The 26,189-nt window shown below is 44.9% G+C and carries 26 protein-coding genes; 18 read left to right on the forward strand and 8 right to left on the reverse strand.

Going from position 1 to position 26,189, the window contains the following annotated elements:
- The first annotated feature begins 18 nt into the window (after positions 1 to 18).
- Positions 19 to 912 (forward strand): site-specific tyrosine recombinase XerD, encoded by an 894-nt coding sequence (gene xerD, locus VL525_RS20510; RefSeq protein ID WP_325389189.1) that lies wholly within the window; start codon positions 19 to 21, stop codon positions 910 to 912.
- A 24-nt stretch (positions 913 to 936) separates the two neighbouring features.
- On the opposite strand, the gene prmC is transcribed toward xerD, so the two are convergent.
- Entirely contained in the window at positions 937 to 1,797 is an 861-nt protein-coding gene (gene prmC, locus VL525_RS20515; RefSeq protein WP_325389191.1) for a peptide chain release factor N(5)-glutamine methyltransferase, read from the reverse strand.
- A gap of 133 nt (positions 1,798 to 1,930) precedes the next feature.
- Here prmC and ribD point away from each other — a divergent pair, with 133 nt between their 5' ends.
- The 7 genes from ribD (at position 1,931) to VL525_RS20550 (ending at position 8,152) form a co-directional block, all read left to right on the forward strand.
- Positions 1,931 to 2,986: a bifunctional diaminohydroxyphosphoribosylaminopyrimidine deaminase/5-amino-6-(5-phosphoribosylamino)uracil reductase RibD gene (ribD, locus tag VL525_RS20520; RefSeq protein WP_325389193.1), complete on the forward strand. Its 1,056-nt coding sequence runs from the start codon at positions 1,931 to 1,933 to the stop codon at positions 2,984 to 2,986.
- Positions 2,986 to 3,876: an EamA/RhaT family transporter gene (locus tag VL525_RS20525; protein ID WP_325389195.1), complete on the forward strand. Its 891-nt coding sequence runs from the start codon at positions 2,986 to 2,988 to the stop codon at positions 3,874 to 3,876. Before ribD ends, VL525_RS20525 begins: the two co-directional genes overlap by 1 nt.
- A complete protein-coding gene (locus VL525_RS20530) occupies positions 3,876 to 4,490 on the forward strand; it encodes a YigZ family protein (RefSeq protein ID WP_325389196.1) in 615 nt (204 codons plus the stop codon). The genes VL525_RS20525 and VL525_RS20530 overlap by 1 nt, the downstream gene beginning before the upstream one ends.
- A gap of 296 nt (positions 4,491 to 4,786) precedes the next feature.
- On the forward strand, positions 4,787 to 6,145 hold the full coding sequence (gene mgtE, locus VL525_RS20535; protein ID WP_325389197.1) for a magnesium transporter: 1,359 nt from the start codon (positions 4,787 to 4,789) through the stop codon (positions 6,143 to 6,145).
- Positions 6,146 to 6,192: 47 nt separating this feature from the next.
- The gene (bioB, locus tag VL525_RS20540; RefSeq protein ID WP_325389199.1) at positions 6,193 to 7,218 is read left to right on the forward strand and encodes a biotin synthase BioB; all 1,026 of its coding nucleotides are present in this window, start codon (positions 6,193 to 6,195) and stop codon (positions 7,216 to 7,218) included.
- Positions 7,219 to 7,229: 11 nt separating this feature from the next.
- Positions 7,230 to 7,787, forward strand: a complete 558-nt coding sequence (locus VL525_RS20545; RefSeq protein WP_325389200.1) for a histidine phosphatase family protein — start codon at positions 7,230 to 7,232, stop codon at positions 7,785 to 7,787.
- A 50-nt stretch (positions 7,788 to 7,837) separates the two neighbouring features.
- Positions 7,838 to 8,152, forward strand: a complete 315-nt coding sequence (locus VL525_RS20550) for a hypothetical protein (RefSeq protein ID WP_325389202.1) — start codon at positions 7,838 to 7,840, stop codon at positions 8,150 to 8,152.
- 39 nt (positions 8,153 to 8,191) lie between these two features.
- On the opposite strand, the gene VL525_RS20555 is transcribed toward VL525_RS20550, so the two are convergent.
- Both VL525_RS20555 and VL525_RS20560 read right to left on the reverse strand, forming a co-directional pair.
- Complete coding sequence (locus VL525_RS20555; protein ID WP_325389204.1) at positions 8,192 to 9,070, reverse strand: diiron oxygenase; 879 nt, start codon at positions 9,068 to 9,070, stop codon at positions 8,192 to 8,194.
- 186 nt (positions 9,071 to 9,256) lie between these two features.
- Positions 9,257 to 9,889 carry a phosphatase PAP2-related protein gene (locus VL525_RS20560; RefSeq protein WP_325389206.1) on the reverse strand — a complete coding sequence of 211 codons (633 nt, stop codon included), beginning with the start codon at positions 9,887 to 9,889 and terminating at the stop codon, positions 9,257 to 9,259.
- A 322-nt stretch (positions 9,890 to 10,211) separates the two neighbouring features.
- Here VL525_RS20560 and VL525_RS20565 point away from each other — a divergent pair, with 322 nt between their 5' ends.
- Entirely contained in the window at positions 10,212 to 10,574 is a 363-nt protein-coding gene (locus VL525_RS20565) for a BlaI/MecI/CopY family transcriptional regulator (protein WP_325389208.1), read from the forward strand.
- Positions 10,571 to 13,150 (forward strand): M56 family metallopeptidase, encoded by a 2,580-nt coding sequence (locus tag VL525_RS20570; protein WP_325389210.1) that lies wholly within the window; start codon positions 10,571 to 10,573, stop codon positions 13,148 to 13,150. Before VL525_RS20565 ends, VL525_RS20570 begins: the two co-directional genes overlap by 4 nt.
- A 180-nt stretch (positions 13,151 to 13,330) precedes the next feature.
- Here VL525_RS20570 and VL525_RS20575 read toward each other — a convergent pair whose 3' ends face one another.
- From VL525_RS20575 to VL525_RS20585, 3 genes are all read right to left on the reverse strand, one after another.
- Complete coding sequence (locus VL525_RS20575) at positions 13,331 to 13,546, reverse strand: hypothetical protein (RefSeq protein ID WP_325389212.1); 216 nt, start codon at positions 13,544 to 13,546, stop codon at positions 13,331 to 13,333.
- Between the two features lie 69 nt (positions 13,547 to 13,615).
- Positions 13,616 to 14,047 carry a hypothetical protein gene (locus VL525_RS20580; protein WP_325389214.1) on the reverse strand — a complete coding sequence of 144 codons (432 nt, stop codon included), beginning with the start codon at positions 14,045 to 14,047 and terminating at the stop codon, positions 13,616 to 13,618.
- A 14-nt stretch (positions 14,048 to 14,061) separates the two neighbouring features.
- Entirely contained in the window at positions 14,062 to 14,616 is a 555-nt protein-coding gene (locus tag VL525_RS20585) for a sigma-70 family RNA polymerase sigma factor (protein WP_325389216.1), read from the reverse strand.
- Positions 14,617 to 15,123: 507 nt separating this feature from the next.
- On the opposite strand from VL525_RS20585, the gene VL525_RS20590 reads away from it, so the two are divergent.
- From VL525_RS20590 to VL525_RS20620, 7 genes are all read left to right on the forward strand, one after another.
- Entirely contained in the window at positions 15,124 to 16,902 is a 1,779-nt protein-coding gene (locus VL525_RS20590) for an ATP-binding protein (protein WP_325389219.1), read from the forward strand.
- Positions 16,903 to 16,909: 7 nt separating this feature from the next.
- A complete protein-coding gene (locus VL525_RS20595) occupies positions 16,910 to 17,350 on the forward strand; it encodes a response regulator (RefSeq protein ID WP_325389221.1) in 441 nt (146 codons plus the stop codon).
- Positions 17,351 to 17,372: 22 nt separating this feature from the next.
- Complete coding sequence (locus VL525_RS20600) at positions 17,373 to 19,670, forward strand: PAS domain S-box protein (RefSeq protein WP_325389223.1); 2,298 nt, start codon at positions 17,373 to 17,375, stop codon at positions 19,668 to 19,670.
- Positions 19,671 to 19,694: 24 nt separating this feature from the next.
- Positions 19,695 to 20,306 (forward strand): Crp/Fnr family transcriptional regulator, encoded by a 612-nt coding sequence (locus VL525_RS20605; RefSeq protein WP_325389225.1) that lies wholly within the window; start codon positions 19,695 to 19,697, stop codon positions 20,304 to 20,306.
- 53 nt (positions 20,307 to 20,359) lie between these two features.
- On the forward strand, positions 20,360 to 21,355 hold the full coding sequence (locus VL525_RS20610) for a hypothetical protein (RefSeq protein WP_325389227.1): 996 nt from the start codon (positions 20,360 to 20,362) through the stop codon (positions 21,353 to 21,355).
- A gap of 135 nt (positions 21,356 to 21,490) precedes the next feature.
- The gene (locus VL525_RS20615) at positions 21,491 to 21,790 is read left to right on the forward strand and encodes a GIY-YIG nuclease family protein (protein WP_325389229.1); all 300 of its coding nucleotides are present in this window, start codon (positions 21,491 to 21,493) and stop codon (positions 21,788 to 21,790) included.
- A 193-nt stretch (positions 21,791 to 21,983) separates the two neighbouring features.
- A complete protein-coding gene (locus VL525_RS20620; protein WP_325389231.1) occupies positions 21,984 to 22,430 on the forward strand; it encodes a YybH family protein in 447 nt (148 codons plus the stop codon).
- Positions 22,431 to 22,443: 13 nt separating this feature from the next.
- Here the strand turns inward: VL525_RS20620 and VL525_RS20625 are convergent, their stop codons facing one another.
- Both VL525_RS20625 and VL525_RS20630 read right to left on the reverse strand, forming a co-directional pair.
- Positions 22,444 to 22,797, reverse strand: coding sequence for a response regulator (locus VL525_RS20625; protein ID WP_325389233.1), 354 nt, complete (start codon positions 22,795 to 22,797; stop codon positions 22,444 to 22,446).
- 701 nt (positions 22,798 to 23,498) lie between these two features.
- Entirely contained in the window at positions 23,499 to 23,990 is a 492-nt protein-coding gene (locus VL525_RS20630) for a YajQ family cyclic di-GMP-binding protein (RefSeq protein WP_325389235.1), read from the reverse strand.
- Between the two features lie 152 nt (positions 23,991 to 24,142).
- On the opposite strand from VL525_RS20630, the gene ppk1 reads away from it, so the two are divergent.
- Complete coding sequence (gene ppk1, locus VL525_RS20635) at positions 24,143 to 26,188, forward strand: polyphosphate kinase 1 (RefSeq protein ID WP_325389237.1); 2,046 nt, start codon at positions 24,143 to 24,145, stop codon at positions 26,186 to 26,188.
- Position 26,189 lies beyond the last annotated feature (1 nt).

The raw sequence follows: 26,189 nt of genomic DNA on the forward strand, positions 1-26,189 counted from the left end.
CATTAAAAGCAAAATCAATTGGATTGGAGACCGTCGATAAAAGGATTTCGGGCTTACCTGAAGCTGGAGAAAGGGCTCTCAGAAAACTCGGTAGAGGCTTATAGCCGGGATATCGAAAAGCTGCAGCAGTATGCGGAAACGGAGAATTTAAAACCTGAAACTATAACGCTTTCCAACCTGCGGCAATTTATTACCTGGGTAAATGAACTGGGTATGCTGCCATCATCGCAGGCAAGGGTATTGTCCGGGGTTAAATCATTTTATAAATACCTGTTGATAGAAGATATCATTAAAAATGATCCTGCCGAACTGCTGGAATCACCCAAAAAGCAACGAAAACTCCCTGTTACTTTAAGTTACCAGGATATTGAAAAACTGCTGAGCGTGATCGACCTGTCCAAACCTGAAGGGCCGCGCAATAAAGCCATAATCGAAGTGCTGTACAGTTGTGGCCTGCGGGTATCAGAGCTGACAGAATTGAAATTATCCAACCTGTATCTTGATATTGAATTTATAAAAGTGTTGGGGAAGGGCAGTAAAGAAAGATTGGTGCCGATAGGCAGTGAGGCCATAACCGCTTTGAAAATTTGGATAGAACAACTGCGCGTACATATCCCCATAAAAAAAGGGGAGGAGGATATGGTTTTCCTGAACCGGCGCGGGTCACGCCTGAGCCGCGTTTATGTGTTTATGCTCATCAAACAATTAGCCGAAACTGCCGGAATTAAAAAGGTGATAAGTCCGCACACGCTCCGGCACTCATTCGCCACGCATTTGGTGGAAGGCGGCGCCGACCTGCGCGCTGTGCAGGAAATGCTGGGGCACGAAAGTATTACGACAACGGAGATATATACCCATTTGGACAGGGAGTATTTGAAGGAGGTTATAGGTTCTTACCATCCGCGAAGTTAGTTGGCAATTGACAGTTGGCAGGGGCTACTTAACTGCTTTTATCATCCTGTCCCGTTCGCTCATGTCTTTTCTTAACTCAATGTTTTTGAATGATTTATTATTTAATAGTTCAACTGTTTGTTCACCATAATTTTCGTTGATCTCGAAGAATAGCAAGCCACCTGGTGCCAGGTTTTTTGAAGCAAAATCAGCTATGGCATTATAAAACTCCAACGGATCATTTTCCGGAACGAACAGGGCAGTATGCGGCTCGAAATCCGTTACGTTGCTATGCATTTGTTTTTTGTCGTCCATCGTAACATAAGGCGGATTGCTTATGATGATTTCGAATTTCGAATGTTCAATTTCGAATTGCGGATTTAAAATGTCGCCTAAAATGAAGTTGACTTTTGTATTATTTAATTCGGCATTTTCGGTGGCTGTCCTTAAGGCATCTTGGGAGATGTCTATAGCAGAAATAGAAAACCCGGGCAAGTTCTTTTTCACGCTGATGGCGATACAGCCGGAACCGGTGCCGATATCTAAAATACTGCCTCCTGTCAAGTGCTTATTGCCAACTAACGAAAGTACCCATTCCACTAATTCTTCCGTTTCCGGCCTGGGGATAAGGACTGATGGATTTACTTTAAAAGTCGATCCGTAAAATTCAGCATGACCGAGGATATATTGGAGTGGCTCGCCGGTTTTAAGACGCAAAAGGATAGCGCCGATCGCGTCCAGGTGTTCCTGTGGCAGTTCAAGTTCGGGAAAGGCTTTGATCTTTGCGGATGACGTTCCCGCGATCTCCGCGATAACGATCATACACAGCGAATCGATCTCCCGCGTATCGTAAACCCCCACCAGTTCTTTCCGGAATATTGATGAAACATCTTTAACGGTTTTCATGGGGACAAATTAACGTAGTCTGAATCAGAATTTACAGAATTAATGAATTAGCAGAATAATTGTACATAAGAGAAAGCAAATCAGTGTAATCATTCCTGGTAATCTGTGCAATCACAAATACTATCTTTGCACCATGCCTTCCCGCGAACCATATATGCAGCGCTGCCTGGAACTTGCCGCTTTGGGCATGGGCAGCGTAAGCCCGAACCCAATGGTAGGGGCGGTTATTGTACATGGGCGACGCATCATTGGCGAAGGCTATCACCAGCGGTACGGGGAGGCCCATGCTGAAGTAAATGCGATCAATTCGGTATTGTCAAAATATGATGATGCGGAAGAATTGCTGCGGGACAGCACTATTTACGTGTCGCTGGAACCTTGCGCACACTATGGCAAAACACCGCCTTGTGCCGACCTGATCATCAAACACGGTATTCCCAGGGTAGTTGTCGGTTGCCGCGACCCCTTTAAGCAGGTGGATGGAAAAGGCATTGAAAAATTACAGCAGGCGGGTATTGAAGTAACTACCGGTGTGCTGGAAACCGAATGTAAATGGCTGAACAGGCGTTTTTTTACCAGGGTACAGCAAAAACGCCCGTATGTTATACTTAAATGGGCGCAAACTGCAGACGGTTTTTTTGCGCCGGCAGACAACCAGCAACTATGGATAACAGGGGACGAGTCGCGCAGGCTGGTACATAAATGGCGCAGCGAAGAAGATGCGATACTGGTGGGTAAATATACAGTGGCAATAGATAACCCGCAGCTGAACACCCGTTACTGGCCGGGCAAATCGCCCAAAAGGGTAGTGATAGACAGACGGCTGGAGTTGGCAGCATCATCGAATATCTATGACCAAAGCGTGGAAACATTGGTGTTCAACGAGGTGAAGACCGACATCGACGGCAAAATTAAGTATATTGCGCTTGAAGATTTCGAGCGCTTTGTGCCTCAATATATTTTGTTCCAACTGTATTTGCAGGATATACAATCGGTGATTATAGAAGGAGGCGCCCATACCCTTAACAGCTTTATAGAAGCAGGCTTGTGGGATGAGGCGAGGATTTTTACCGGCGAAGCCATTTTGGGGAAGGGAATAAACGCACCCTGTGTAACGGGTGCCATAGCCGGCGAGTCATTAATAGGGAACGACAGGTTGCAGATCATATACAATAAACCTAAGCACTAATGTTTTATATATTACTGAGTATTTGCTTCAGTGTTACAGTTTCGGTATTGCTTAAGCTTGCCAAACGTTACCAGATAGATGTGTACCAGGCTATTACCTGGAATTATTCTGCGGCAATACTGCTTACCTGGCTTTTTTTTAAACCGCATAGCGTGCCCTTTCAGCAAGCGCCTGTTGCAATTTATGCCGGGCTGGGTATACTCCTCCCGGTTCTGTTCCTGGTCATTGCTTCATCTATAAAACTCACGGGCATCGTCCGTACCGATGTCGCGCAGCGGCTGTCGTTGTTTATACCGGTTATTGCATCGTTTATCATTTTCAGCGAAAAAGCGGATACCGTAAAGATAATAGGTATTTCCATCGGTTTTGCCGCGCTGATATGCCTGGTACCCTGGAAACAAAGGCGCGCGGTGCGGCGGCGGTCGTCTTACTCATGGATATATCTTGTCGTTATATTCCTTGGTATGGGTATTATCGATGTGTTACTGAAACAGGTTGCTAAAACCAAAGAAGTACCATTTACCACATCACTCTTTTATATTTTTATTCTCGCGTTTGCAGTGTCAGTTATCGGCATGATCTACCTGATCGCCAATAAAAAAATGCGTTTTTCGTGGCCCCATATCCTTATAGGCTGGATATTGGGCATAGCTAATTTTGGTAATATCCTGTTTTTCATCAAAGCGCACCAGGCATTGGCTGATCGGCCGTCGTATGTATTCTCGTCGATGGATATTGGCGTCATTGTTTTGGGAGCTGCCGTGGGCCTTGCTGTATTCAGGGAGAAACTAAGCGCTGTGAATATGGTGGGCATTGTGCTGGGTATTTTGGCTATCGTAGTTAATTCTTTTCACGATTCGCTGGCAAGTTTCATCGCATCCGTATTCTAATGCTTTTCGACGATACTTATTTCACTATAGAAAAGCCTGGCGAAGGTATTTTTCGCGACAGGGGCAGTAAGTTTTTGGGATATGCTTATCCGCTAAAATCCGATCAGGACATAAAGGCGATAGTAGCGAACCTGAAACATGAACACTCCAAAGCCAACCACCATTGCTGGGCCATGCGCTGGAGTACTGACAGGTCGGTTTTCCGGTTGAACGATGACGGTGAGCCATCCGGCACCGCGGGCCGGCCGGTGTTAAATACTTTGCTATCGCGAAACCTAACCAATATTGCTGTTGTTGTGGTGCGGTATTTTGGCGGTACTTTGCTGGGCGTGCCGGGCCTGATCAATGCCTACCGCACGGCTGCTGAACTGGCTTTGAACGAATGCAAAGTGGTGGAAAAAACGATCAACGATGTTTACACATTGTCGTTCGAATACCAGCAGATGAACGACGTGATGAAGCTGATCAAAGAAGATAACCTCGAAATTTTGCACCAGCAATTTGATAACAATTGCGAGATAAAGATATCGATACGAAAAATGCAGGTGAACCAGGTATTGGGGCGACTGCAAAAGCTTTCTTCAGTTAAATTGAGGTTTGATCATACGGTTTGATCCCGTTCCATTTTTCAGGAAGCTCCGATGGAGCTGATCAGCTTTGTATTTGGTTTTCTATAAACAGGCGGCTCCGCTGGAGCCTTATTTGTATGATAACAGATTTTAGACTAACCAGAATCATAAAATATTTTATACTCTACCGTCCAATATTATACTATATGATTAAGCTCCGTAGGAGCATACGGTTTATAGTAAAATAGAATCATATCCGGCTCCATCGGAGCCTCCTGCCTTCGTCGATTTTGTTCATTTTTTCACAGCTATTGCGGCATATTTATGTATTTTAGTCGGGTATGGAATCTTTCGAGATCAATAAGGAGGACCTTGAGCGCATTAAAACCGCGCTTGGCGGCGATGATGCTGAGTTAGAGAAGGTTCTGGCCGAGTATCACGCGTCGGAGATCGCCATACTCTTCGAGCAGCTCCCGCTTGAAGCACGGGAAAAGATCATCAATGTACTGCCAACCGAAGAGGCTTCGGAAGTAATATCCGAGATGAACGAGGAGCAGGACCCGGGCGAACTGCTTATCAGCCTGCACCCTGAAAAACGTTCGGAGATCATCGAAGAACTCGACTACGACGACGCTACGGATATTATCTCGCAACTGGAGGAGCATGAGCAAAAGGAGATACTGGAGGACCTGGACGAGGAGGACGCTTCGAACATACGCGCGCTTTTAGGCTACGCCGAGGATACTGCCGGGGGATTGATGAACTCGCAGGTGATCAAGGTGAATATTTACCTCGATAAGAAAGATGCCCTGGACGAGATCATCCGGCAGTCGGAGGAAATGGAAGAATTCAATACCATTTATGCTGTTGACGAATTTGACGTGCTGAAGGGTATATTATCCATTAAATCCATTATTAAGGCCCATGCCCATGCCTGGATAGAGCCCCTGGTTATCAAAGATTTTGTATATGTTAAGGCTGACCTTGACCAGGAGGAAGTGGCTAAATTGATTTCGCAGTACAACTTGACAGCGATACCTGTTGTGGATGACCATATGAAATTGCTTGGCCGGATAACGGTTGACGACATCATCGACGTAATGGAGGAGGAAAACACCGAGGATATATTGAAAATATCCGGTGTATCTGAGGACGAAGAGCTGAGCGGTAACTGGAAAGACGCCGTAAAAAGCCGTTTACCCTGGCTTATCATTAATTTGGGTACTGCCTATCTTGCTGCTTCTATTATCAGGCATTTTGATACGACAATAGAACGCATCGCCATCATCTCGGCTTACATGACCATTATCGCAGGCATGGGTGGAAATGCCGCCACACAGGCGCTTGCTGTAACGGTAAGGCGTATCTCGCTCAGCGACCTGACCGACCGGCAAGCCTACAATACTGTACTTAAGGAATTTTTAGTTGGACTGATAAACGGTGCAGCTAATGGCCTGATCGTTTTTTTTATAGCCATGATCTACGACGCCAACCTGAAACTGGGCCTGGTGCTTTTCCTGGCGATGACAGGCAACCTGATCATAGCCGGGTTAACCGGGGCCACTATACCCCTGGTTTTGAAGCGGGTAGGTATCGACCCGGCCGTGGCATCGTCCATTATAATCACCACTTTTACTGATTGTGCGGGCTTTTTATTGCCGTTATGGCTGGCCACGCAGTTTTTATTACCGCATCATTAAGCTATTATAAAGCTTTATTATAAATTTGACCGTCGAAAACGAAACCTATGACAGAGCTTAGAAACAACTGGACAAAAGAAGAAATATCAGCAATATATCATCAGCCGCTGTTGGACCTGATCTATGAAGCAGCTACTATCCACCGCGAAAATAAGGACTATTCTGAAGTACAGATAAGTTCGCTTATCTCCATCAAAACAGGCGGATGCCCCGAAGATTGTGCTTATTGCCCGCAGGCGGCACGTTACAATACCGGGGTGGATGTGCATGCGATTATGCCGAAAGATGAGGTGATAGCTGCCGCCGAAAAGGCGAAAGCGGGTGGTGCATCCAGGCTTTGCATGGGTGCTGCCTGGCGCGAAGTGCGTGATAACCGCGATTTTGACAAGGTGATAGATATGGTGAAAGCCGTGAACGAACTGGATATGGAGGTTTGCTGTACGCTGGGTATGCTGACGGAATCGCAGGCGCAGCGTTTGGCAGATGCCGGGCTGTATGCCTACAATCATAACCTGGATACATCAGAAGAAGACTATAAACGTATTATCACCACCCGTACTTATGACGAGCGCCTGAAAACGCTGGAGCACGTGCGCAAAGCTAAAATAACCGTTTGCAGCGGTGGAATTATCGGCCTGGGCGAAACGGTGGAGGATCGGATATCGATGCTGAAAACGCTTTCGAACCTGCCTAAACATCCTGAATCAGTGCCGATCAATGCGCTGGTGCCTATCAAAGGCACGCCTTTGGCCGACCAGGCAAAAGTTGCCGTATGGGATATGGTGCGCATGATAGCGACTACCCGCATTATTATGCCGAAGACGGTGGTGCGTTTATCAGCAGGCCGTACCGAGATGACTACGGTAGAGCAGGCCTTCTGCTTTATGGCGGGCGCTAATTCGATATTCGCAGGAGATAAATTGCTGACTACGCCAAATCCTTCTTTCGATACCGATATGGCAATGTTCGAGATACTCGGCCTGAAACCAAGGGCTGCCTTTAAAAATGGCAAGCCGGGACAACAGGAGAGTGTGCAGGAATATATTAACCTGGAGAAAATTGAAGTGAATTAAGATCGCCTGAAATGAAAAGCTGCCTGAGGTTCTCGTTGCTTATTTTAGCTGCCTGTTGCTTTACTACCATAGGCGCGTGCCAGAAGAAAAGCCAGGACCTGAAAGTAGTTATTATCAGGCACGGCGAAAAACCTGCTGATGGCGATAACCTGGATTGCGCGGGTTTTAACCGTTCACTGGCGTTGCCCAAGGTACTTTACGACAAGTTTGGCACGGCATCGGCTATATTTGTGCCAAGTATCAAATCGGGCAGTCAAACCAAACCGGTGCGAATGTTCCAACTGATAACGCCTTATGCTGTAAAATATAACCTGGCCGTCAATAGTAGCTATCCGGTGGATGACCATAAGGACCTCGCCAATGAAATAAGAAAGCTTAACGGCGTCGTTATTGTAGTGTGGGAACATGATAACATACCAAAAATTGCGAAGGCCCTGGGCATCAAAAATCCACCCGCCTGGCCCGGTACGGATTTTGACGGCATCTGGATAATTACTTATAAAAAAGACAAAGCATCCCTGGCTACCGATAAGGAGGATATCAAGCCTTCTTCAACTTGTTCATTCTGACTAAAACAATTCGCGGGAATAATTCTTTTTATACGCAAAAAGAAAGAATTATGTCATTTGACCAATATCACGAACCCCCAGAGGAATTATCTGATAAGACCCGTACTTTTGCCAGGATGATCGTTTCGCTTACCGAAGAAGCAGAGGCAATTAACTGGTATGAACAACGCATATCCGTAGAAAAAGACAAGCAGGCTAAAGCGATTATGCAAAACGCCCAGCACGAGGAGTTTAAGCATTTTGGTATGGACCTGGAGTTCCTGCTGCGTCAAAAACCCAAATGGCGCGAAACTTTACAGGCCATATTATTTAAGGAAGGCGATATCGTGAAACTGGGCGAGAAGGGCGAGGAAGCGTCGGACTAGATTGTTGGATTGTTTTTATTGTTGGATTGTTGAACTGTTTTACACTTTGGCATTTAGCACCCAACGCCAGGCCCACCGTGTGGCGCGGTTAAAGCCATGCCAGCTATCCACAAATTCAATAATATCATTAAGGCAGGTTTCAGCGAATTTATTTTTGAAGTTTTTTGAGGCGATCTTGTACACCTTGTCCGGGTTTTGGAGGCCAATGCGTTCGAATATTTCTTTTTTTACGTACATGGTACGCACAAACAGGATATTGAACAGGATGACATAGCTGTACAGCGTGCGTTTGATATACCCTGCTTTCGCTGCGTATTCCTTTAGCAGTGCTTTGGTAAAAAGGATATGCCGCGCTTCCTCGATATTATGCAGGTCGAACATTTTGCGTAAAACCAGGTAAACATCAGGCGATTTACGGGCGTAATTTCCATAAACATCAGTCACCAATTCAACCGATACGCTGCCCATGAACAGGTAATCTGCGGGCAGGTATTTGTTGCTGAGTTCGCCAAAGAACTTATGCAGGCCGGATTGCCTGATGGGTTGGCCGCCCAGTTTGGTAATAGCCTGCCCGAACATTTCCTGGTGGCGGAATTCCTCTATCAGTTCCCTTAAAAGAAAGCGATGCTGAACATCGGCAAGGGGCAGGGTAAGCAGGTGCCGCGTCATGAACAGGCAAAACAAGCATTCGCCCCAGGCATAAGAGGCTATTACCTGCATCAGTTCGTGCCGGCCCAGCTCCAGTTTTTGCGCGGGGGTAAGGGTATCGTAAATATCCAGTCCGTGCAGGGAAGTGAGGATCTCAGGCAAAAAGATATCTTCCGGCCCTGGTTCCTGTTGCCAGGGGATATAGGTCTCCGGCAGTAGCGGTCGCTCCCTGCTTATTTTTATCAGGCGCTCTATCTCTTCAACCTGCATACCGGTGTTTTTATCATGCCAAAGTCATAACGCAATATCATAAAACTAAATTAACCAATTAGTCCGTTAATAAGTTTGTGATAAGGTTTAGGTTGTTCCTGGTAGTATGACGCTATCGGGACGGGCTCCCGCCGCCAGGCGGGGGCCTTTTTTATGCGGTAACGCTAAGAAATGAATGAGAGTTGCTTACCCCAGCAAATATCTGATGAACCTGTGAACAGGGTAAATGATGATCGGTGCGGCAATAATATCAATGGTGTAGTGCACATGCTGTACTACCAGCAGGCAGGCTACTGCAAAAGTGGCAACGCCGGCCAGTATTTTATCCCACTTCCTTTCAAGGCAAAGTACCAGTAGGAAAAGGATGGAAGTATGGCCTGAAAAGAACAAGTCTTTAGTGATAGTGCTTTGCCCATAGAAAACGCCGGTAAGCGGGTCGGTTAGCACAATAAGCCCCTTTGGCGGGTCGAGTGGTATCAGGCTGATGGCAAGCACCCGCAGCATGGTGATGAATATAAAAGTCCAGAGATAGGTTATGTAGATCGTCGGCTTTTCTACCGCTCTCCAAAGCGAGTAAAAGCCCATTCCCCAAATCACGGTAAATATCGCCCACGAAACGTTATGTGACGGAACAGCCGCTAAAAGCCAGTCGTTTAAAACCGGGCCGGTCCGTTTCTGAATAAGGTTGAAAAAGGTGGGAAGCATGCAGGATATGATAATCATCAGTATTGAACCGATAATGATCTGTGTACGCTGAAGCGAGGAACTCCAGGTCTGTTTCCAGTTATTTCTTAATGTTATCGCAATTGTCCGGGCCACTTAGTCTGTAAAAATTAATCAGGTTGCAAAAATAACAAGATAAATTGAATGTAAAGTTTTCCTTAAGATTAAATTAAGTAATTACAACCAATGTTAGCTTATGACTGCAGTCACATTCAATATGTTACGTGCGTCTTACCTGTAATGTTCCGAAAGGCCGGAAATTGACCCCTGATTTTGGGCAGTGTAGTAATACCTTCCGGAGGAGCAATAACCTTAGAGAAATTTTTATTACTGATAATCAGATAATTATAAAAAATACTAATCGGTTAGTTGTAATACTAATCTATTAGTATTAGCTTAGATTAAAATTTGATTAGAAATGCAAAAGCTGGCTAAAAGAGAAGAACAAATTATGCAGGTTTTCTGGAACCTGGAAAAAGCGTTTATAAAAGAGATTATCCCCGAACTGCCCGATCCCAAACCACATTACAATTCTGTTGCAACGATGGTGAAGATATTAGAAGAAAAAGGTTTCCTGGCGCATGAAGCTTTCGGGAATATTTTTCGCTACTACCCTGTTATCAGCAAGGACGATTACCAGAAGCATGCGATGAAGGATATCGTAAGCCAATACTTCAATAACTCGTACCCAAGTATGCTGGCTTTTTTTGCCAAAGAACAAAAAATATCAGAATCGGAACTGAACGAAATATTAGACATCATTAAATCGTCAAAGAAATGATACCTTATATCCTGCACGTAGCGCTGCTTATCTCAATAAGTCTGCTGTTCTACAAGATATTTTTACAACGCGAAACCTTTTACCGGCTTAACCGGGTGATACTGCTTATATGCCTGGGCCTGTCGTTCGCCTTGCCGCTCATCACTATACCTGAAGCATGGACGTTGCGGAGCGAGCCCGAAAACAGCGCCATCAAAACCGGGGTACAGCAAACGCCCGAAATGGCTGCACTAATAAAAGCCGAAGTTCAGAAGCAGGTTTTGGCGGCGCAAAAGCAAGCCCGGCAGCAAGCAAAAAAACAACCGGTTGTAAACGCCCGGCCCGTAAAGGCAGAGCCGGCACCGGCGGCTGCAACACCTGCCAAGGTACAGCCAACCATTGTGGAACAGGCAAAGCCAATATGGCCTATTGTTATTAAATGGCTGTTTTATATCTATTGGGCAGGGGTAGGCGCTTTTGGTTTGAACTTGCTGCTGCAGGTGATCGTATTACTTTATCGTGCTTATTCAAATCCTGTGATACTGGATGGCAAATTCCGTATTATCGAGATCACGGGCGACAAGGCGCCATGCTCGTTCGGCAATAATATTTTCATCAATCCCGAAAAGTACGACTGGGATACCTATAACCAGATATTACTGCACGAGAAGGTGCACATACAACAGGGCCATAGCGCGGATATTTTATTGGCCGAGCTGGTGCTGGTGTTCCAGTGGTTTAACCCGTTTGCCTGGCTTTACCGTGGCGAACTGGAAAATAACCTGGAATTTTTGACCGATGAAGCCGTGCTTGGCCATAACCCGGTTGAAAAGGAAAGTTACCAGATGAGTTTATTAAAAGTATCGGTGCCGCATTTGGCGCTGAGCGTTACTACCAATTACAACCAATCACTATTAAAGAAACGAATTGTTATGATGAACGCTAAAAGATCCAACATCCATACGATGTGGAAATATTTCATCCTGCTGCCGCTGATGGCAGGACTGGCCTGTGCGTTGAACCAAACCGCATTCAGCCAAAATAAGGCAAAAACAAAAAACAAAACCACAGCTTCGCGCAGCCAGTCTTTCCACCAAAACTGGGGGGCGACAGATATGAGAGAGGGTACCTGGTTTGCTACGATCAAAGGGGAAAAGGTTAGGATGGAATTCAGGAATGACGATGACGATCATAACTGGTCGAACAGTGACAGTTTCCTGCTGAGCGAATTTTCGTCGCTGCCAAAAGATACCAAAGGCGATTTTACCCTTAAACGCGATGCCGGCACTGTTTTATTCAACGGTAAGTTTGAAGGAAACGATGGTTTTGGGCATTACAAATTTACTGCCGACAAAGGTTTTACCGATTACCTGAGAGGCGAGGGGATTACAGGAATTGAAGAGAATGATGAGTTTGCATTCTTTATCATTAACATAAAAAAGGATTATGTGGCCATGCTAAAAACTAACGGCTATAGTCATCTTTCAAAAAATGACCTGATATCAATGGGCGCGCTTAAAGTGGATGAGCCCTTTATTAAATTCTGGAAGCAGGAAGGGTATGCACACATGACCCCGAATGAACTGGTATCGGCCAAAGCGTTGGGTATTACTAAAGAATATGTACATGAGATACGCGAAGCCGGCTATAAGGATGTTGATTTTAACCAGCTGACTAGCTTTAAGGCTTTAGGCATAGACGGTAAGTACATAGCAAGTCTGAAAAAAGCCAACGCGAAATTTGCAAGGAATGGCAATGAAAATGAAATGCCGCGGGCAGAAGATATTACTTCTTTTAAGGCAATGAATATAGATTCGTCTTATGTGCGGGATATTAAAGACGCGGGTTACACCAATGTGCCGATGAACGAACTGACCAGTATGAAAGCGGTGGGTGTTACATCTGACTATGCCAAAAGCCTTGCTGCGCTGGGTTATAAAAATATATCGGCGAACGAATTGGTGTCGCTAAAATCGCTTGGCATTACACCCGATTACATCAAAGGCGTTAACGATATGGGCTACAAAAATATATCAGCCAATGAATTGATGTCTTTCAAATCGCTGGGGGTAAATGCTGATTTTATCAAAGGCTTTAACGATATAGGGTATAAAGATATATCGCCTAATGACCTGACCTCGCTGAAGGCGCTGGGTATCAAACCGGACTTTGTAAAAGGCTTTGAAGATATGGGGTACAAAAACATTTCGATCAATGAACTATCATCATTGAAAGCATTGAATGTTAATGCCGAATTTATTAAGAGTTTTGAGGCCGTTGGTTACAAACAGATACCGATCAACGAATTGTCGTCGCTCAGATCGTTAGGTATCACACCGGCTTATATCAAAAGCTTTAAGGATATCGGTTTTACCAACGTATCCCTGAATGATGCAACATCGCTTAAGGCCCTGGGCGTTACGCCTGCCTTTATTAAAGGTTTTAAAGATATCGGCTTCACCAACATATCGCTTAACGATGCTACATCGATGAAGGCGACGGGTATAACCCCCGAGTATATAAAAGAAATGAAAGCGAAAGGGTTCAATTCAAAGGACCTGAACAAATATATCCAGCTGAAGAACGCTTTTAACTGACAGGACCTCCTGCATACAGACTTACGGAGTTTTTAAAACTTCGTAAGTCTTAAATATCCCTTCACAATAATTTTTCCGATAATCTGTTAAATCATAGGATGTTATGATCGTATTTATTATTGCCATAGTATTAGTGTGCGCCACCGTCATCCTGATGAGTATGAAGCGCTACCCCTGACTTTAATAATCCATCTCCTGGCAATGAAACCCGGCTGTATTTAATAGTGATTCGACATAGCCGGTGTTTAGGCCGTTAGCTTCAATACGCAGTACTTTATCGCAATCCTCCAGGTCAAAGTTCCATTGTTTGATAGCAGCTACCGAAGTTAGCAAGGCCCTTACCTTACTCACTTTTCTCTTGCTCGTAACGTTTGTTTTAAAGATCAATATTTCCATTGCCATATATCTTATAAACTAATAACTGCCGGCCCTGCCCAAATTGGACAGAACCGGCAGTTTATTTTATTATTCAGTAGGTTTTAAGGGCTCCTGGGCTGGTTTAGCTGTGCTTTCAGCTGGCCGGTCCCAATCAAAACCGCCGCGGTTCCGTCCCCATTTACCGCAGCGTGCGCGCATTTGTTCGCGCAGGCGGTCGCGCTCTTCGGGGGTCATCTCCTTCCATCTTTCCATCTTATGGCGCATCCAGGGTGCGCCGCCGCGGCCACCACCTTTGCCAAAGCCAAAAAGTATTTTGGCAAGGACAAATATCCCCATGGCCTGCCAGAAGGTAATGGTGGTTACGTGCAGGATATCCGGCAGCAAACCATTCCAAAGCTGCATCACTACGTAACTGATCAGTGCCAGCCCGCCCGCCACCAGGAAGGGTATAAAAATCATTTTCTTTCTGAAACCGAACCTGTATCTTACAGCCCGGTCTCCAAAATCTGTATCTCTCATGTCTTTTTTACTTATTATTCTGTAATTTCTAAATACAACTGTTTCAGCCTTTTGCGCAGGTGAAGTACGGCATATCGTTTTCTCGAGACAAGCGTCTGCACATTCTCGCCCGTGCGCCGGGCTATTTCATTAAAGGGGATATCGTCAAGTTCCTGCCAGATAAAAACCTGCCGCTGCTCCTCGGGCAATTCGTCCAATGCTACAAATAGCTGCTCCCAAAAAAGGTTGCGGATATATTCTGTTTCGGGCGTGGTGCCTTCCGTCAGCAGGATGGCCCTGAAATCCGGGGCATCATCGTCGTCGCCATCTTCGCCGGGGGACAGGTCAAGCAGTTCTTCGGTCTTCTTCCTGTTCTTGTCGATGATCTTATTGGTTGCCACGCGGTAAAGCCAGGCACCAGTTTGCTCTATCGGTTCGGCATTTACCACAGCGCTCAACTGGTACCATACATCCTGCAGGATGTCTTCAGCATCGGCGTCGCTTTTAACGCGTTTCCGGATAAAGCCCAGCAAGCCCTTACCATACGATCTGATAGCCTGTATGATATGATTTTGTTTCTCTTCGGGCATTACTACGGTGATCAATTTATTTTCTCCTTTAAAGGTAGAGACGATTGGCCGGTGAAAACATTTTAAATAAATAAAAAATTCCTCCTGTTTTTTTATTCAAACAAATCCAATCCCTGCAATAATAGATAGTAAACGGGCAATCATATTACATAAATAACTGTAATACTGGTCAATATTGACAGCACGATGATATTATCAGAAACGATAGATAATGCTGCGAAAGAGAATATTGTGCTATTATCCTATCATTTTTACACAAATTGGGTTAAAACACGGTGCTTATTAACTAAAATTATCTATTATATTTGTTTATAAGCCTAATTGCGAAACTTAAGATTAATAATTAACCGACTTTGGTAGGGTGATTTTATCTGTTAATTAATTTTCAACCTTGTGCACAGCGTATTAACCCGGCATTAAATCAGGCTTTGTTATTGACCAAAGCTGATAACGACCAGGACCGTTCATGTTTTCACGCGTTAAAGACAATAAGTTCAAACTATAGATATGCAGAAGAACCGGATTTTTTCAGGCAGGTTATCAATACAACAGCGTTTGCCCTTGCTGATATGTTTTTTTTTGCTGTCGGCCATAACGCTTTATGGGCTAACAAACTATTATAGCCTGCGAAAAGTATCGTATATAGTTGGTAAAGATCGGCTAAACTCGTTATCGGTACAGCTAAGCAGTATGCTTGGCCAGTCGGCCCAGTTTCTTATAAAAGTTGCCCATGCCTCAGCGACAAAGGAGCCGGTTGTGCAATTTTTAAAAACAGGCAGGGGAGAATTTCGTGAAGGGGCACTTACTGAATTAGATAAACAATATCGTGATAGTACCTGGGTTTCGATGGAGCTGGTCGATTCGGCCGGCCGCCGGGTATTAAGATCGGGTAAATCAAGCGTCAACGTCAGCATAAATGTAAGAGATGTGGTGTCGTTTATGCACCTCGCTCCCGATTCGGCAAAAGTAGGTAAGATATACCTGGAAAATCGCACCATGTACTATCCCATAGTAGCAGCGGTGAACGATGAGAAGCGTGTACTTGGTTATATTATCTCCTGGAAGCGCCTCGAGTCGAGTCCGAAAGCGGTTGCTCAGTTATCACAGCTTATGGGCGGTGCTGGCATTTATATAGGTAACGTAGATAATAGCTTTTGGACCGACGTGATCAAACCCGTACCGGGTTTGCCTTTTAAAGGTAAATTGTCGGGTCAGTTAGTTCAATATACCGACGCAGGCACTAATAAAATGGTGGCAAAATTAAAAATGGTCCCCTACACTAATTGGCTGGTAGCGGTACAATTTCCAGAGAAAACGCTACTGGAGGGAATGAACAGTTATATTAATCCGGTATTGATTGGAGGTGGTGTTCTCAGCATAATTGGCATTATAGCAGCATGGGTAATGAGCCGTAATATAACGAAGCCGCTTAATAAGCTCACCCGGGCTGCGACATCTATAGCGCAGGGTGATTATTCATCATCAGTGGATATATACCGTAAAGATGAGTTGGGCGAATTAGCCAATGCTTTTAACGTGATGACGACAAAGGTGTACAAAATGCACCAGGACCTGGAGAACAAAGTGACAGAACGCACCGTGCAATTACAAAACGTAAATAAAGAGCTGGAAGCATTTTCGTATTCGGTATCTCATGATCTTCGCACGCCGCTGCGCGCTGTCAATGGCTACTCGATCATGCTTAAGGAGGACTACGAGGACAAACTGGATGCTGAAGGATTACGGATAGTGAATAACATCATCAACAACGCCAAAACAATGGGGCAGTTGATAGATGAACTGCTTGCTTTTTCGAGGCTGGGAAAAAAAGAACTGGCGCTCAGTAATGTGGATATGAGATCGCTTGCCCAGTCGGTTGCTGATGAACTGCTGGACAACGGCACAAGGGAGAAATACAGCATCGGCATAGGGCCGTTACCAGCCTCAAATGCCGACAGGACCCTGATAAAACAAGTGTTAATGAACCTGGTTGGCAATGCTATAAAATATTCATCCAAGCGGGACAATCCTGTGATTGAAATCGGAGCGCGCGAGGAGGGTGACAGGGTAGTTTACTTTGTAAAAGACAATGGCGTTGGTTTCGACATGGCTTATGCGGGCAAGTTATTCGGTGTTTTTCAGCGATTGCATTCGCAGGAAGAATTTGAAGGTACAGGTGTTGGGCTAGCGCTGGTAAAAAGGGTGATCGACAAACATGGTGGAGAAATATGGGCCGAAGCGGAGGAAAACAATGGGGCAACATTTTATTTCAGTTTACCTAAATAACAATTATATGAATGACAACCGAGTTGAGATTTTATTAGTGGAAGACAACCCGCACGATGCGGAAATGACCATACGCGCATTGCGCAAAGCGAACCTGGCCAACAGGCTCACACACGTAAAGGATGGCGCCGAGGCGCTGGACTTTGTTTTTTCGAGAGGGGTATTTTCGGAACGCAGTGTGCACGATAAGCCCAAAGTGATACTGCTGGATATTAAGATGCCTAAAGTTGACGGGATTGAGGTATTGCGGCAGATAAAGGCCGACGAAAATACCAGGACTATTCCTGTAGTGATCATGACATCATCCAAAGAAGAGCAGGATATTATTACCAGCTATAACCTTGGTGTAAACAGTTACGTGGTAAAGCCGGTTGATTTTGAAGGCTTTGCCAAAGCAGTGTCCGAACTCGGTTTTTACTGGCTGATCACTAATCAGTCTCCCGATTAATACTGTGCAATAAATTTATACTATGACCCAAAGTTTAAGAATATTGCATATTGAAGATATTGAAAGTGATGCAGAACTGATTGACAGGACGCTCCGGCGGTCCGGTATCGCTTTTGAAAAACTTGTGGTAGATACGAAGGCTGAATATCTTGAAGCTCTTGAAAAATTCGACCCTGACGTTATACTTTCCGATCATTCCCTTCCGGCATTTAATTCGCTTGAGGCACTGAAGCTATTGAAGCAGCGGGAGAAGAACATACCATTTATCCTGATAACTGCGACAGTATCCGAAGAGTTTGCAGTTAACGTAATGAAAGAGGGAGCCTCTGATTATGTGCTGAAAGACCGTTTACAGCGCTTACCCAATGCAATTTTGAATGCCATAGGTAAATACCAGTCGGACAATGAACGGCAAATTTACCTGGACAGGATTTTTGCCAGTGAGGCCTTGTTTACAAAGGCCGAATCGTTGGCCGAGTTTGGTACCTGGCGAATGGATATGAACAACACGTTCACCACATGGTCTGCAGGTACCTACCGTTTGCTTGGTTATGAAAACGGCGAGGTGGACCCGTCTATGGAGAATTTCCTGAGAAACATACACCCCGAAGATACGGGCAAGATAAAAGACTTGTTTAAAGATATGGGCTTCAACACCGAACCCGCAGAGGCGGATGTCAGTGTAATAAATAAAGATGGCAGCGTACGTTTCCTTCATATGCAATTTGAGTTTGAACTGAATGATAGGAATGAACCAGCCCACATTATCGGTTTTAGCCAGGATGTAACCCGCCGTACGCTTGCACAGATAGAGATACAGGAAAATATAGCAGAACTGAAAGCCGCCAGCGACCGGCAATCGGATATTTTAAATGCGATGCCGCCGAATATGGTGTTGCTGAACGAAGCAGGAAAGATAGTAGCGGTAAACGACGCGTGGATAAGGTTTACGCTTGCAAACAACCTGGGTGTGCCCCGGCATGGCATCGGCTTTAGTTACTTAGCCATCTCCGAAAAAGCTACCGGCGTCGATCCGGTGTCGGAAAAGCAAATAGCCAGGGGAATAAAAGAAATAATTGAGGGGGAGCGGGATGAATTTTCAATGGAGTACTCCTATTATTCGGACCACAAAAAGGTGTGGTTCCAGTTGCTGGTTGCACCTTTAACAGATAAAACCAAGAAAGGTGCAGTGGTGTTACATATTGATATTACCGACAGGAAGGAGGCCGAGGAGTTGATGCTGCAGTCTAAAGCAAACTTGCAAACCATATTCGAGAACACGGATATCGCCTACGTATTGTGCAATGCCGAACAAAAGGTAGTTTCATTCAACACCAAAGCTAATGAGTTGTGCCTTGAGCAATTTAACAAAAAACTTAAGACAGGAGCCAACGCCTTCAGCTATTTTCCCAAAAACAAGATACCGAACCTTAAAGAGGCCATTCAAAAAATATCAAATAATGAAATGGTGAGCTACGAAACCAGTTATGATCTTAGGGATGGAGGGGTGAAATGGTACGAGGTAAGATGGGTGGGCATCGGTAATGCGCTGAACGAGCACACTGGCTTTATGGTGGCTTTTAAAGATATTACCGGCCGAAAAATATCGGAACTGGAACGCGACCGTATTACTGCCGACCTTGTACAACGTAATAAAGATCTTGAACAATTTACCTATATCGTTTCACATAACCTGCGGGCGCCAGTAGCCAATATTAAAGGGCTTTCAAATATGCTGAACAGCTTTGATTTTAATATTAACGAGAGCCAGGAGATCAAAACTTCATTGGCAACGTCTATCGACGTGCTGGACGGAATGATCATGGACCTGAACCATATTTTACAGGTGCGGCACGATGTAAGGGAGCGCCGCGAGGATATCTATTTTAGCGTCCTCGTCGACGATATTAAGATGAGCCTGCATAATTTTATAACCAAACAGCATGTTGTGATCAAGTGTGATTTTGCTGCCGTAAATAAGATAGTAAAGGTAAAAAGCTATATGCACAGCATATTTTATAACCTGATATTGAATGCTATAAAGTACAGCCGCCCCGATACCGACCCGGTCATAAGCATCTTTACGCGAAAAAATGCGGATAACATGGAGATATTCTTTAAAGATAACGGCAAGGGGATAGATGCCCGTAACATGAAGGACCTTTTTGGTTTATATAAACGCTTTGATACCAGCGTGGAAGGCAAGGGCATGGGGCTGTTCATGGTAAAAATGCAGGTGGAAAGTATAGGCGGAACAATAGATGTAGAGAGCGAACTAGGTAAGGGCACAACATTCAGGGTCACCTTCCCCGATGCCTGATAACGCCCGTGATTCTTTATTCGGTTGAAGAATAATTACCTTAAAGGCTTGTTACAGATCAAAGGCATGTACGAGCAACTGAAAAGCTACCTGGAAAAAAATACCGAACTAAGCGATGACGAATTCGATGTTTTTTGCAGCCGGTTTAAATGGCGGCGTACTAAGCGGGGCGAGATATTGCTGGAGGCAGGGAGCGTTTCGCGCTGCATTTATTTTGTAAACAAAGGGTGCCTGCGCGTTTATTTAATGGATAGGGAGGGCAGGGAATCAACCCGTTTCCTTATACCCGAAGGCCGGTTTGGTACCGCATTCCCGAGCTTTATTTTGCAGGAACCATCGCTGGCTTACATCCAGGCTATTGAAACATCGGAAATACTGCTTTTAAGTTACCAGGATTTCAGGGCGCTGCCTGATGTATTACCGGCCTGGGAAAAGATATACCGGGTAAATTTGGAAAGGGATTACATTGCCTCTATCAAACGTATAGAAAGCCTGATAACGATGAGTGCGAAAGAGCGCTATACCCAACTGATGGAAAGCGAGCCGGGTTTGATACAACGGCTGCCGTCAAAGATCATTGCCGATTATTTAGGCATCTCGCAGGAAACCCTGAGCAGGTTAAAATCGAAAATTTGATTTATTGACATTTGTCAATTTTGAGACGATGCCTTATTGCGTGCTTTGCATTTATGAAACGATCAATTTTTATAATAATCAGCTTCCTGTTGCCGGTTTTTGCTTCGGCACAGAACATTGGCGAAAGGACGATCCGCTTTAACGACACGACACGAGAAAGACCATTGGTAACAGAGGTGTGGTACCCTACGGCTGACGCTGTTAAACCCGGTAAAGATTTTGAGCCTTTTTTGAACGAAGCAACGGTTAAAAATGGCACTATAGGCGATAAGAAATATCCGCTGATATTGATCTCGCATGGGACCGGCGGTGGAAGGCTCACGCTCGAGTGGCTGGCTGATAACCTGGTACATCATGGCTTTATGGTAGCGGCGGTGGATCATTGGGGCAATACCTATGACAATAAGATCGCGATAGACTTTGTGACACCCTGGGAAAGAGCGCGGGATATTAGCTTTGTATTGACCGGCTTGCTCAACGATAAGACGTTCGGCCCTCATGTTGATAAGGACAAAATAGGGGCCGCAGGGTTTTCCATCGGCGGCTATACTGTTATCGCGCTGGCTGGCGGGCAGCTGGATTTCAATGCCCTGGAACAAACTAAAGAAGTTGAACTGCCTGAGTTTCCCAACCTGTTTAGTACGATCAAGATGGACGATGTCAGGAAATCATACGAAAAAAGCCCAAAATCGCTAAAAGACAAACGGATCAGAGCATTCTTCGCTATATGCCCGGCTATAGGACAGGGCTTTTTAAGCGCCTCGCAATTTAAAAATGTAACAGGTCCCGTTTATATTGTGGGGGCCGAAAGTGACAGCATTGCGCCCTATAAAACAAACGCGGCCCAATATCATAAACTGATGCCGGCATCACAGTATACGCTGGTTAAGGGCAAAGCAGGCCACTACGTTTTCCTGGGCGAAGCTGCCGAACCAGTTAAAAAGCAGGCGCCCGTTTATTTTACAGATGACCCATCGGTGGATCGGCATGCCATACATCAGCAGGTGGCCGGCCTGGCTTCGGAATTTTTTATGAAGAACCTGAAATAGTTGTTCCCTAAGGGTTCCAGCGGCTTTAAATTAAATGGTAAAAAACCAGGTCGTCATGGCGAGGAACGAAGCCATCTCTGCACTTTGCCAGTCAATGGAGCTTTATTATTTTTAGAAGCTATTTCGGAATAATTTATGAAACGAGGTGGTTGTGTTTACATCATGACTAATAAAATGCGTACTGTTTTATATACCGAGGTCACTTCTGATATAGTAGCCAGGGTTTGGAAGCATAAAAACAAAGTATACCCTAAAAGTTTTACGGCAAGGTACAATTGCGATAAATTGGTCTATTATTATTTTTATCCACACATTGAGGAAGCCATTGCAGCTGAAAAAGCAGCTCAGGCCGGTAACAGAAAAAACAAGATAAAGCTGATCAACTCCATAAATCCGGAATGGGTGGACTTATACGATGGGCTGACAAATGAATAGCCTTGTGCTTAGGCTCCGCAAAAAAGACTTTGCTTCATGATTTGCAAGTGTAGAGATGGCTTCGTTCCTCGCCATGACGTCTTTTTTTCGTTTGAGGGCTCGACGAGAGGTAAATGTCTTTTCATAAAGAGGATAATCACACATCGAAATGCCGCTTTTAATTTCTAATATTGAATTAGAAATCGACTAAAACATGAAACGAAATATCCCTTTCATCAAAACCATGCCCGTGCTGGCCATTATTGTATTTTTCACTGCGCATGTCGCACGGGCGCAGACTGACGACAAATCAGCAATTATTACTGCCATGAACAATTCGGCCGGCGACTGGAACAAGGGTGACCTGAATAGTTTTATGACGATGTACACCGATTCATCGACTATGATGTACCCTACCGGCCCGGTTGGGTTAGCCGCCATAAGAAAATTGTATGCCACAAAGTATTTTAACGGTAAAATGCCCAAACAGAAACTGTCTTACAGTGAGTTTAAAGTAACCATGCTGGGGAAAAAGTACGCCCTGCTTACCGGGAAATTTACCCTTGCGGGCAATAGCCTGCCCGAGCGTTCGGGGCGGTATTCGCTGGTAATGGTGTTGACCAAACAAGGCTGGAAAATTTTGCACGACCATTCAAGCTGATGCAGCCTTAGTACTAATTCAGGAATGCCAGCCTGTGAACCAGGTAGGAGAGGTCTTCCAGCCCGAGTGATTTTCCTGCAACGGCGTCGGCGGTGGTACCTTTAACTGGGATATCCTCGGTAGATGAATACAGGATTACGGGTATCGTTTTGGTGATCTCGTTTGCCTTCAGCCGTGAACAAACATCGTTGCCCGAAGCACCGTTCAGTTTATAATCAACGATAATAACATGCGGCTTTATGCTATCCAGTTCTTCAACTGTTACCGCTTGGTCGCCCTTTATAACTTCGTGCCCGTTGTTTTCGAACAGGAAAACCAGCATATCGCGTACATCGGCGTCGTCTTCAATAATAAACAGTCTTTTCACTTTTCAGATTTTATGTGGTGGTGCTAAGATAGGGAATAATTGAGAGGGGAGTGTTTGGGGTGTGAGATTTTATTTTTGTGCTACCGCCGGGTCCCCGTCGGGAGACCCGGCGGCAACGGAAAGGCTCTTCGTGGATAAATCTAACGTACTATTTATCCTTAACTATAAATATATGAAATAGTCGCTATAACATTGGTGACTGCGTTTTGTCAGTGATCCGAAAGTTGCCTGTGGGGACACAGGCAACTTTCGGTATTCCAACGGGGGGTATTCACCCGTGCATGGCTGCGCTCGTCAATCTTCACGATACCTGGATAGGGGAACCTGGTCGCCAATCACCAGTCTCCGATACTTAGTGTATCTAAAATTCAAAACTTACATTTAAAATCAACCTGTTTTTCGGGTGCCGGGCAAAAGGCACGCTGAAAAGCCGGGACACCCGTGGACAAAAAACGTCTCAATTTAGCCTTAAGTTGACTTTTTTTGCCTGTTTGTGATTTTTCGGGTAAAAAGTGCCATAAAAACGACCGATTTAGCGAATAGCTAATGGCTTGATAAACAAGAAAATATAAGAATGGTGTTCACGAAAATTGCAAAAATAGGGCACTTTTTGACGGTTGCTTGTGTTTAATGCGTTGATAATTAGATAGTTGCAATTTGTTTTGCTCCGCAGGCGGCGGTGGCGTGAACACTTAGTGTATTTAGTTTCTCATGTTAATATATTGCAGCGGCTGGCCGAAATCCTCTTTACGGCAAAGGGCGATAACCGCCTGCAGGTCGTCGATCTTTTTGCCCTGTACACGCAGCTGGTCGTCCATAATGGAGGCCTGCACCTTAAGGCCGCTGTCCTTTATTTTCTTAACGATCTTTGATGCGGTTGGCTTGTCGATGCCCTCCCTGATCTTAATTTCCTTGCGTATCATGTTACCGGATGCGTACTGCTCCTTGCCGTCATCGAGCGATGACGGATCAAGCCCCTGCTTTATCATGCGGCTGATGATAGAATCCTTAATGGCTTTCAGGCGCATATCATTCTCGGTAACGATGGTGAGCTGGTTGGTTTTTTTGTCCAGTTCGATGGTGCTTTTGGAGTCGTGGAAATCGTACCGGTTCAGTATTTCCTTTTTTGCTGTGTTGATGGCGTTGTCGAGCGTTTGGCCGTCAATTTTGCTTACGATATCAAATGTTGGCATATTTCAGAGGTTTTATGATGTAAACATACAAATTAATCGCTGCGGCTGTCAGATGAATTTATTACGCATAATAGTTACTATTTAATGTTTGCTTAATATTATCTTAACAAATAAATAGGCAGTTTTGTAGTTAATGGCTTTGGCCCTAATTTATGGATGTTAAAAAGATACCTTTAATCAACAGGGAAATAAGCTGGTTATATTTTAATGACAGGGTTTTGCAGGAAGCGTCCGACCCGACGGTACCACTGATCGACCGCATAAGGTTCCTGGCCATCTTTTCGTCCAACCTTGATGAGTTTTACCGGGTGCGGGTAGCAACGATGAGCCGCCTTGCCAACCTGAACGAGAAGGCCAAGGAGCTGCTGGGCTATAATCCCAAAAAGGTGCTCAACCAGATCAAGAACATCGTTGTAAAACAGGAGCGGAAATTTTACAACCTGTACGAGAACATTATTATCAAACAGCTTGCCGAGGAAAAAATATTTATCCTGAATGACAAACAGTTGAACGTAACCCGCGGCGCTTTTGTGAAAAGCTACTTTCGCGAACGTTTGTTGGCAACGCTGGTACCCATTATGCTGGACGAGGGGCAGCCGTTCCCTGAGCTTCGCGACAGGGGTGTTTACTTTTTTGTTAAGCTGACCAAGAAGCAAAAGTCGCGGTATGCACTTATCGAGATCCGGGATAGCTTATCGAGGTTCCTTGTGCTTCCAGAGACCAACAACCTTAAATTTATTATCCTGCTGGATGATATTATCCGGTATTCGCTGGAAGATATTTTCTTCATTTTCGACCATGATAACATCGAGGCGTACTCCATACAGCTAACCCGTGATGCAGAATTGGACCTGGACAAAGAGGTGAGCGAAAAATTCATCGACGCCTTATCCAAAAGCCTGCAAAAGCGCAAAAAAGGCAAACCGATGCGCCTGCTGTATGATAGCGAAATGCCTTTGGAAATGGTTAATTACATCGTGAAAAACATTGGCCTGCACGCCGAAAACCTGATACCAGGCAACCGCTATCTCAATTTTAAAAACTTTATCTCATTTCCCAATGTGGGCAGGCCCGAATTGGAATATGCCTGGTATCCGCCGCTGCCGGTGGAAGGGTTATCGTTCGGGAAGAGCTTGATGGAATTGATAGCTAAAAAAGATTACCTGGTAAGTACGCCATACCAATCGTACGACTATGTGATACACTTCCTGCGCGAAGCGGCCATCGACCCGAAAGTAAAGGAGATTAACATAACGTTATACCGCATGGCCGATCATTCGCATGTCATACACGCGCTGATAAACGCGGCCAAGAACGGTAAAAAAGTTACCTGCCTGGTGGAGCTGCGCGCCCGTTTTGACGAACAGAACAATATTACTTACAGCAGCCGGTTGGAAGAAGAGGGGGTATCGGTATTATATGGTGTGCCCAATTATAAGGTACATTCAAAGATATGTTTGGTTACCCGTGTTGAAAAAGGCAAACAGGTGCATTACGCTTGCTTTTCGACCGGTAACTTTAATGAAAAAACAGCGAAAATTTACGCCGATCACACATTATTCACAGCTAACAAGAAACTGACTGACGACCTCGTTGAAGTGTTTAAGGCGCTAAAGCAAAACAGCCTGGCAAAAGGCCTAAAGCATTTGATCGTTTCGCCGATAGACTCAAGGCCGGCTATATACAAGCTGATAGATAACGAGATAAAGAACGCCAAAGCCGGCAAAGAGGCTTATATGATATTCAAAATGAATAGCCTGGCGGATGAGCAGGTTATAAATAAATTATACCAGGCAAGTAACGCAGGCGTAAAAATAAAAATGATTGTGCGGGGTATGTGTTGCCTTGTGCCCGGAGTTAAAGGTTGGAGCGAGAATATTGAAGTGATCAGTATTGTCGATAAATATTTGGAACACGCGCGCATACACATTTATTGCAATGGCGGCAAAGAGCTGATGTACCTTACCTCGGCCGATTTTATGACCCGGAACATTGATAACAGGGTAGAGGTTGGCTTCCCGATATACGATGAAGAAATAAAAAAAGAGATACGGGATATTATCGATATCCAGTTAGAGGATAATACGAAGGCCCGCGAGATCAACAGCCAGAACAATAACAAATATCACAAAACCAAAAGTGATATGCCTTGCAGGGCGCAGATAGACATTTACAATTACCTGAAACATAAAAACTAAC

The organism is Mucilaginibacter sp. (genome assembly GCF_035492695.1).
Classification (GTDB): domain Bacteria; phylum Bacteroidota; class Bacteroidia; order Sphingobacteriales; family Sphingobacteriaceae; genus Mucilaginibacter.

Coding starts and splice junctions, on each gene's coding strand:
- prmC (WP_325389191.1), bottom strand. CDS start 1,797: ATGAAAACCGTTAAAGATGTTTCATCAATATTCCGGAAAGAACTGGTG.
- ribD (WP_325389193.1), top strand. CDS start 1,931: ATGCCTTCCCGCGAACCATATATGCAGCGCTGCCTGGAACTTGCCGCT.
- VL525_RS20525 (WP_325389195.1), top strand. CDS start 2,986: ATGTTTTATATATTACTGAGTATTTGCTTCAGTGTTACAGTTTCGGTA.
- VL525_RS20530 (WP_325389196.1), top strand. CDS start 3,876: ATGCTTTTCGACGATACTTATTTCACTATAGAAAAGCCTGGCGAAGGT.
- mgtE (WP_325389197.1), top strand. CDS start 4,787: ATGGAATCTTTCGAGATCAATAAGGAGGACCTTGAGCGCATTAAAACC.
- bioB (WP_325389199.1), top strand. CDS start 6,193: ATGACAGAGCTTAGAAACAACTGGACAAAAGAAGAAATATCAGCAATA.
- VL525_RS20545 (WP_325389200.1), top strand. CDS start 7,230: ATGAAAAGCTGCCTGAGGTTCTCGTTGCTTATTTTAGCTGCCTGTTGC.
- VL525_RS20550 (WP_325389202.1), top strand. CDS start 7,838: ATGTCATTTGACCAATATCACGAACCCCCAGAGGAATTATCTGATAAG.
- VL525_RS20555 (WP_325389204.1), bottom strand. CDS start 9,070: ATGCAGGTTGAAGAGATAGAGCGCCTGATAAAAATAAGCAGGGAGCGA.
- VL525_RS20565 (WP_325389208.1), top strand. CDS start 10,212: ATGCAAAAGCTGGCTAAAAGAGAAGAACAAATTATGCAGGTTTTCTGG.
- VL525_RS20570 (WP_325389210.1), top strand. CDS start 10,571: ATGATACCTTATATCCTGCACGTAGCGCTGCTTATCTCAATAAGTCTG.
- VL525_RS20575 (WP_325389212.1), bottom strand. CDS start 13,546: ATGGAAATATTGATCTTTAAAACAAACGTTACGAGCAAGAGAAAAGTG.
- VL525_RS20580 (WP_325389214.1), bottom strand. CDS start 14,047: ATGAGAGATACAGATTTTGGAGACCGGGCTGTAAGATACAGGTTCGGT.
- VL525_RS20585 (WP_325389216.1), bottom strand. CDS start 14,616: ATGCCCGAAGAGAAACAAAATCATATCATACAGGCTATCAGATCGTAT.
- VL525_RS20590 (WP_325389219.1), top strand. CDS start 15,124: ATGCAGAAGAACCGGATTTTTTCAGGCAGGTTATCAATACAACAGCGT.
- VL525_RS20595 (WP_325389221.1), top strand. CDS start 16,910: ATGAATGACAACCGAGTTGAGATTTTATTAGTGGAAGACAACCCGCAC.
- VL525_RS20600 (WP_325389223.1), top strand. CDS start 17,373: ATGACCCAAAGTTTAAGAATATTGCATATTGAAGATATTGAAAGTGAT.
- VL525_RS20610 (WP_325389227.1), top strand. CDS start 20,360: ATGAAACGATCAATTTTTATAATAATCAGCTTCCTGTTGCCGGTTTTT.
- VL525_RS20615 (WP_325389229.1), top strand. CDS start 21,491: ATGAAACGAGGTGGTTGTGTTTACATCATGACTAATAAAATGCGTACT.
- VL525_RS20620 (WP_325389231.1), top strand. CDS start 21,984: ATGAAACGAAATATCCCTTTCATCAAAACCATGCCCGTGCTGGCCATT.
- VL525_RS20630 (WP_325389235.1), bottom strand. CDS start 23,990: ATGCCAACATTTGATATCGTAAGCAAAATTGACGGCCAAACGCTCGAC.
- ppk1 (WP_325389237.1), top strand. CDS start 24,143: ATGGATGTTAAAAAGATACCTTTAATCAACAGGGAAATAAGCTGGTTA.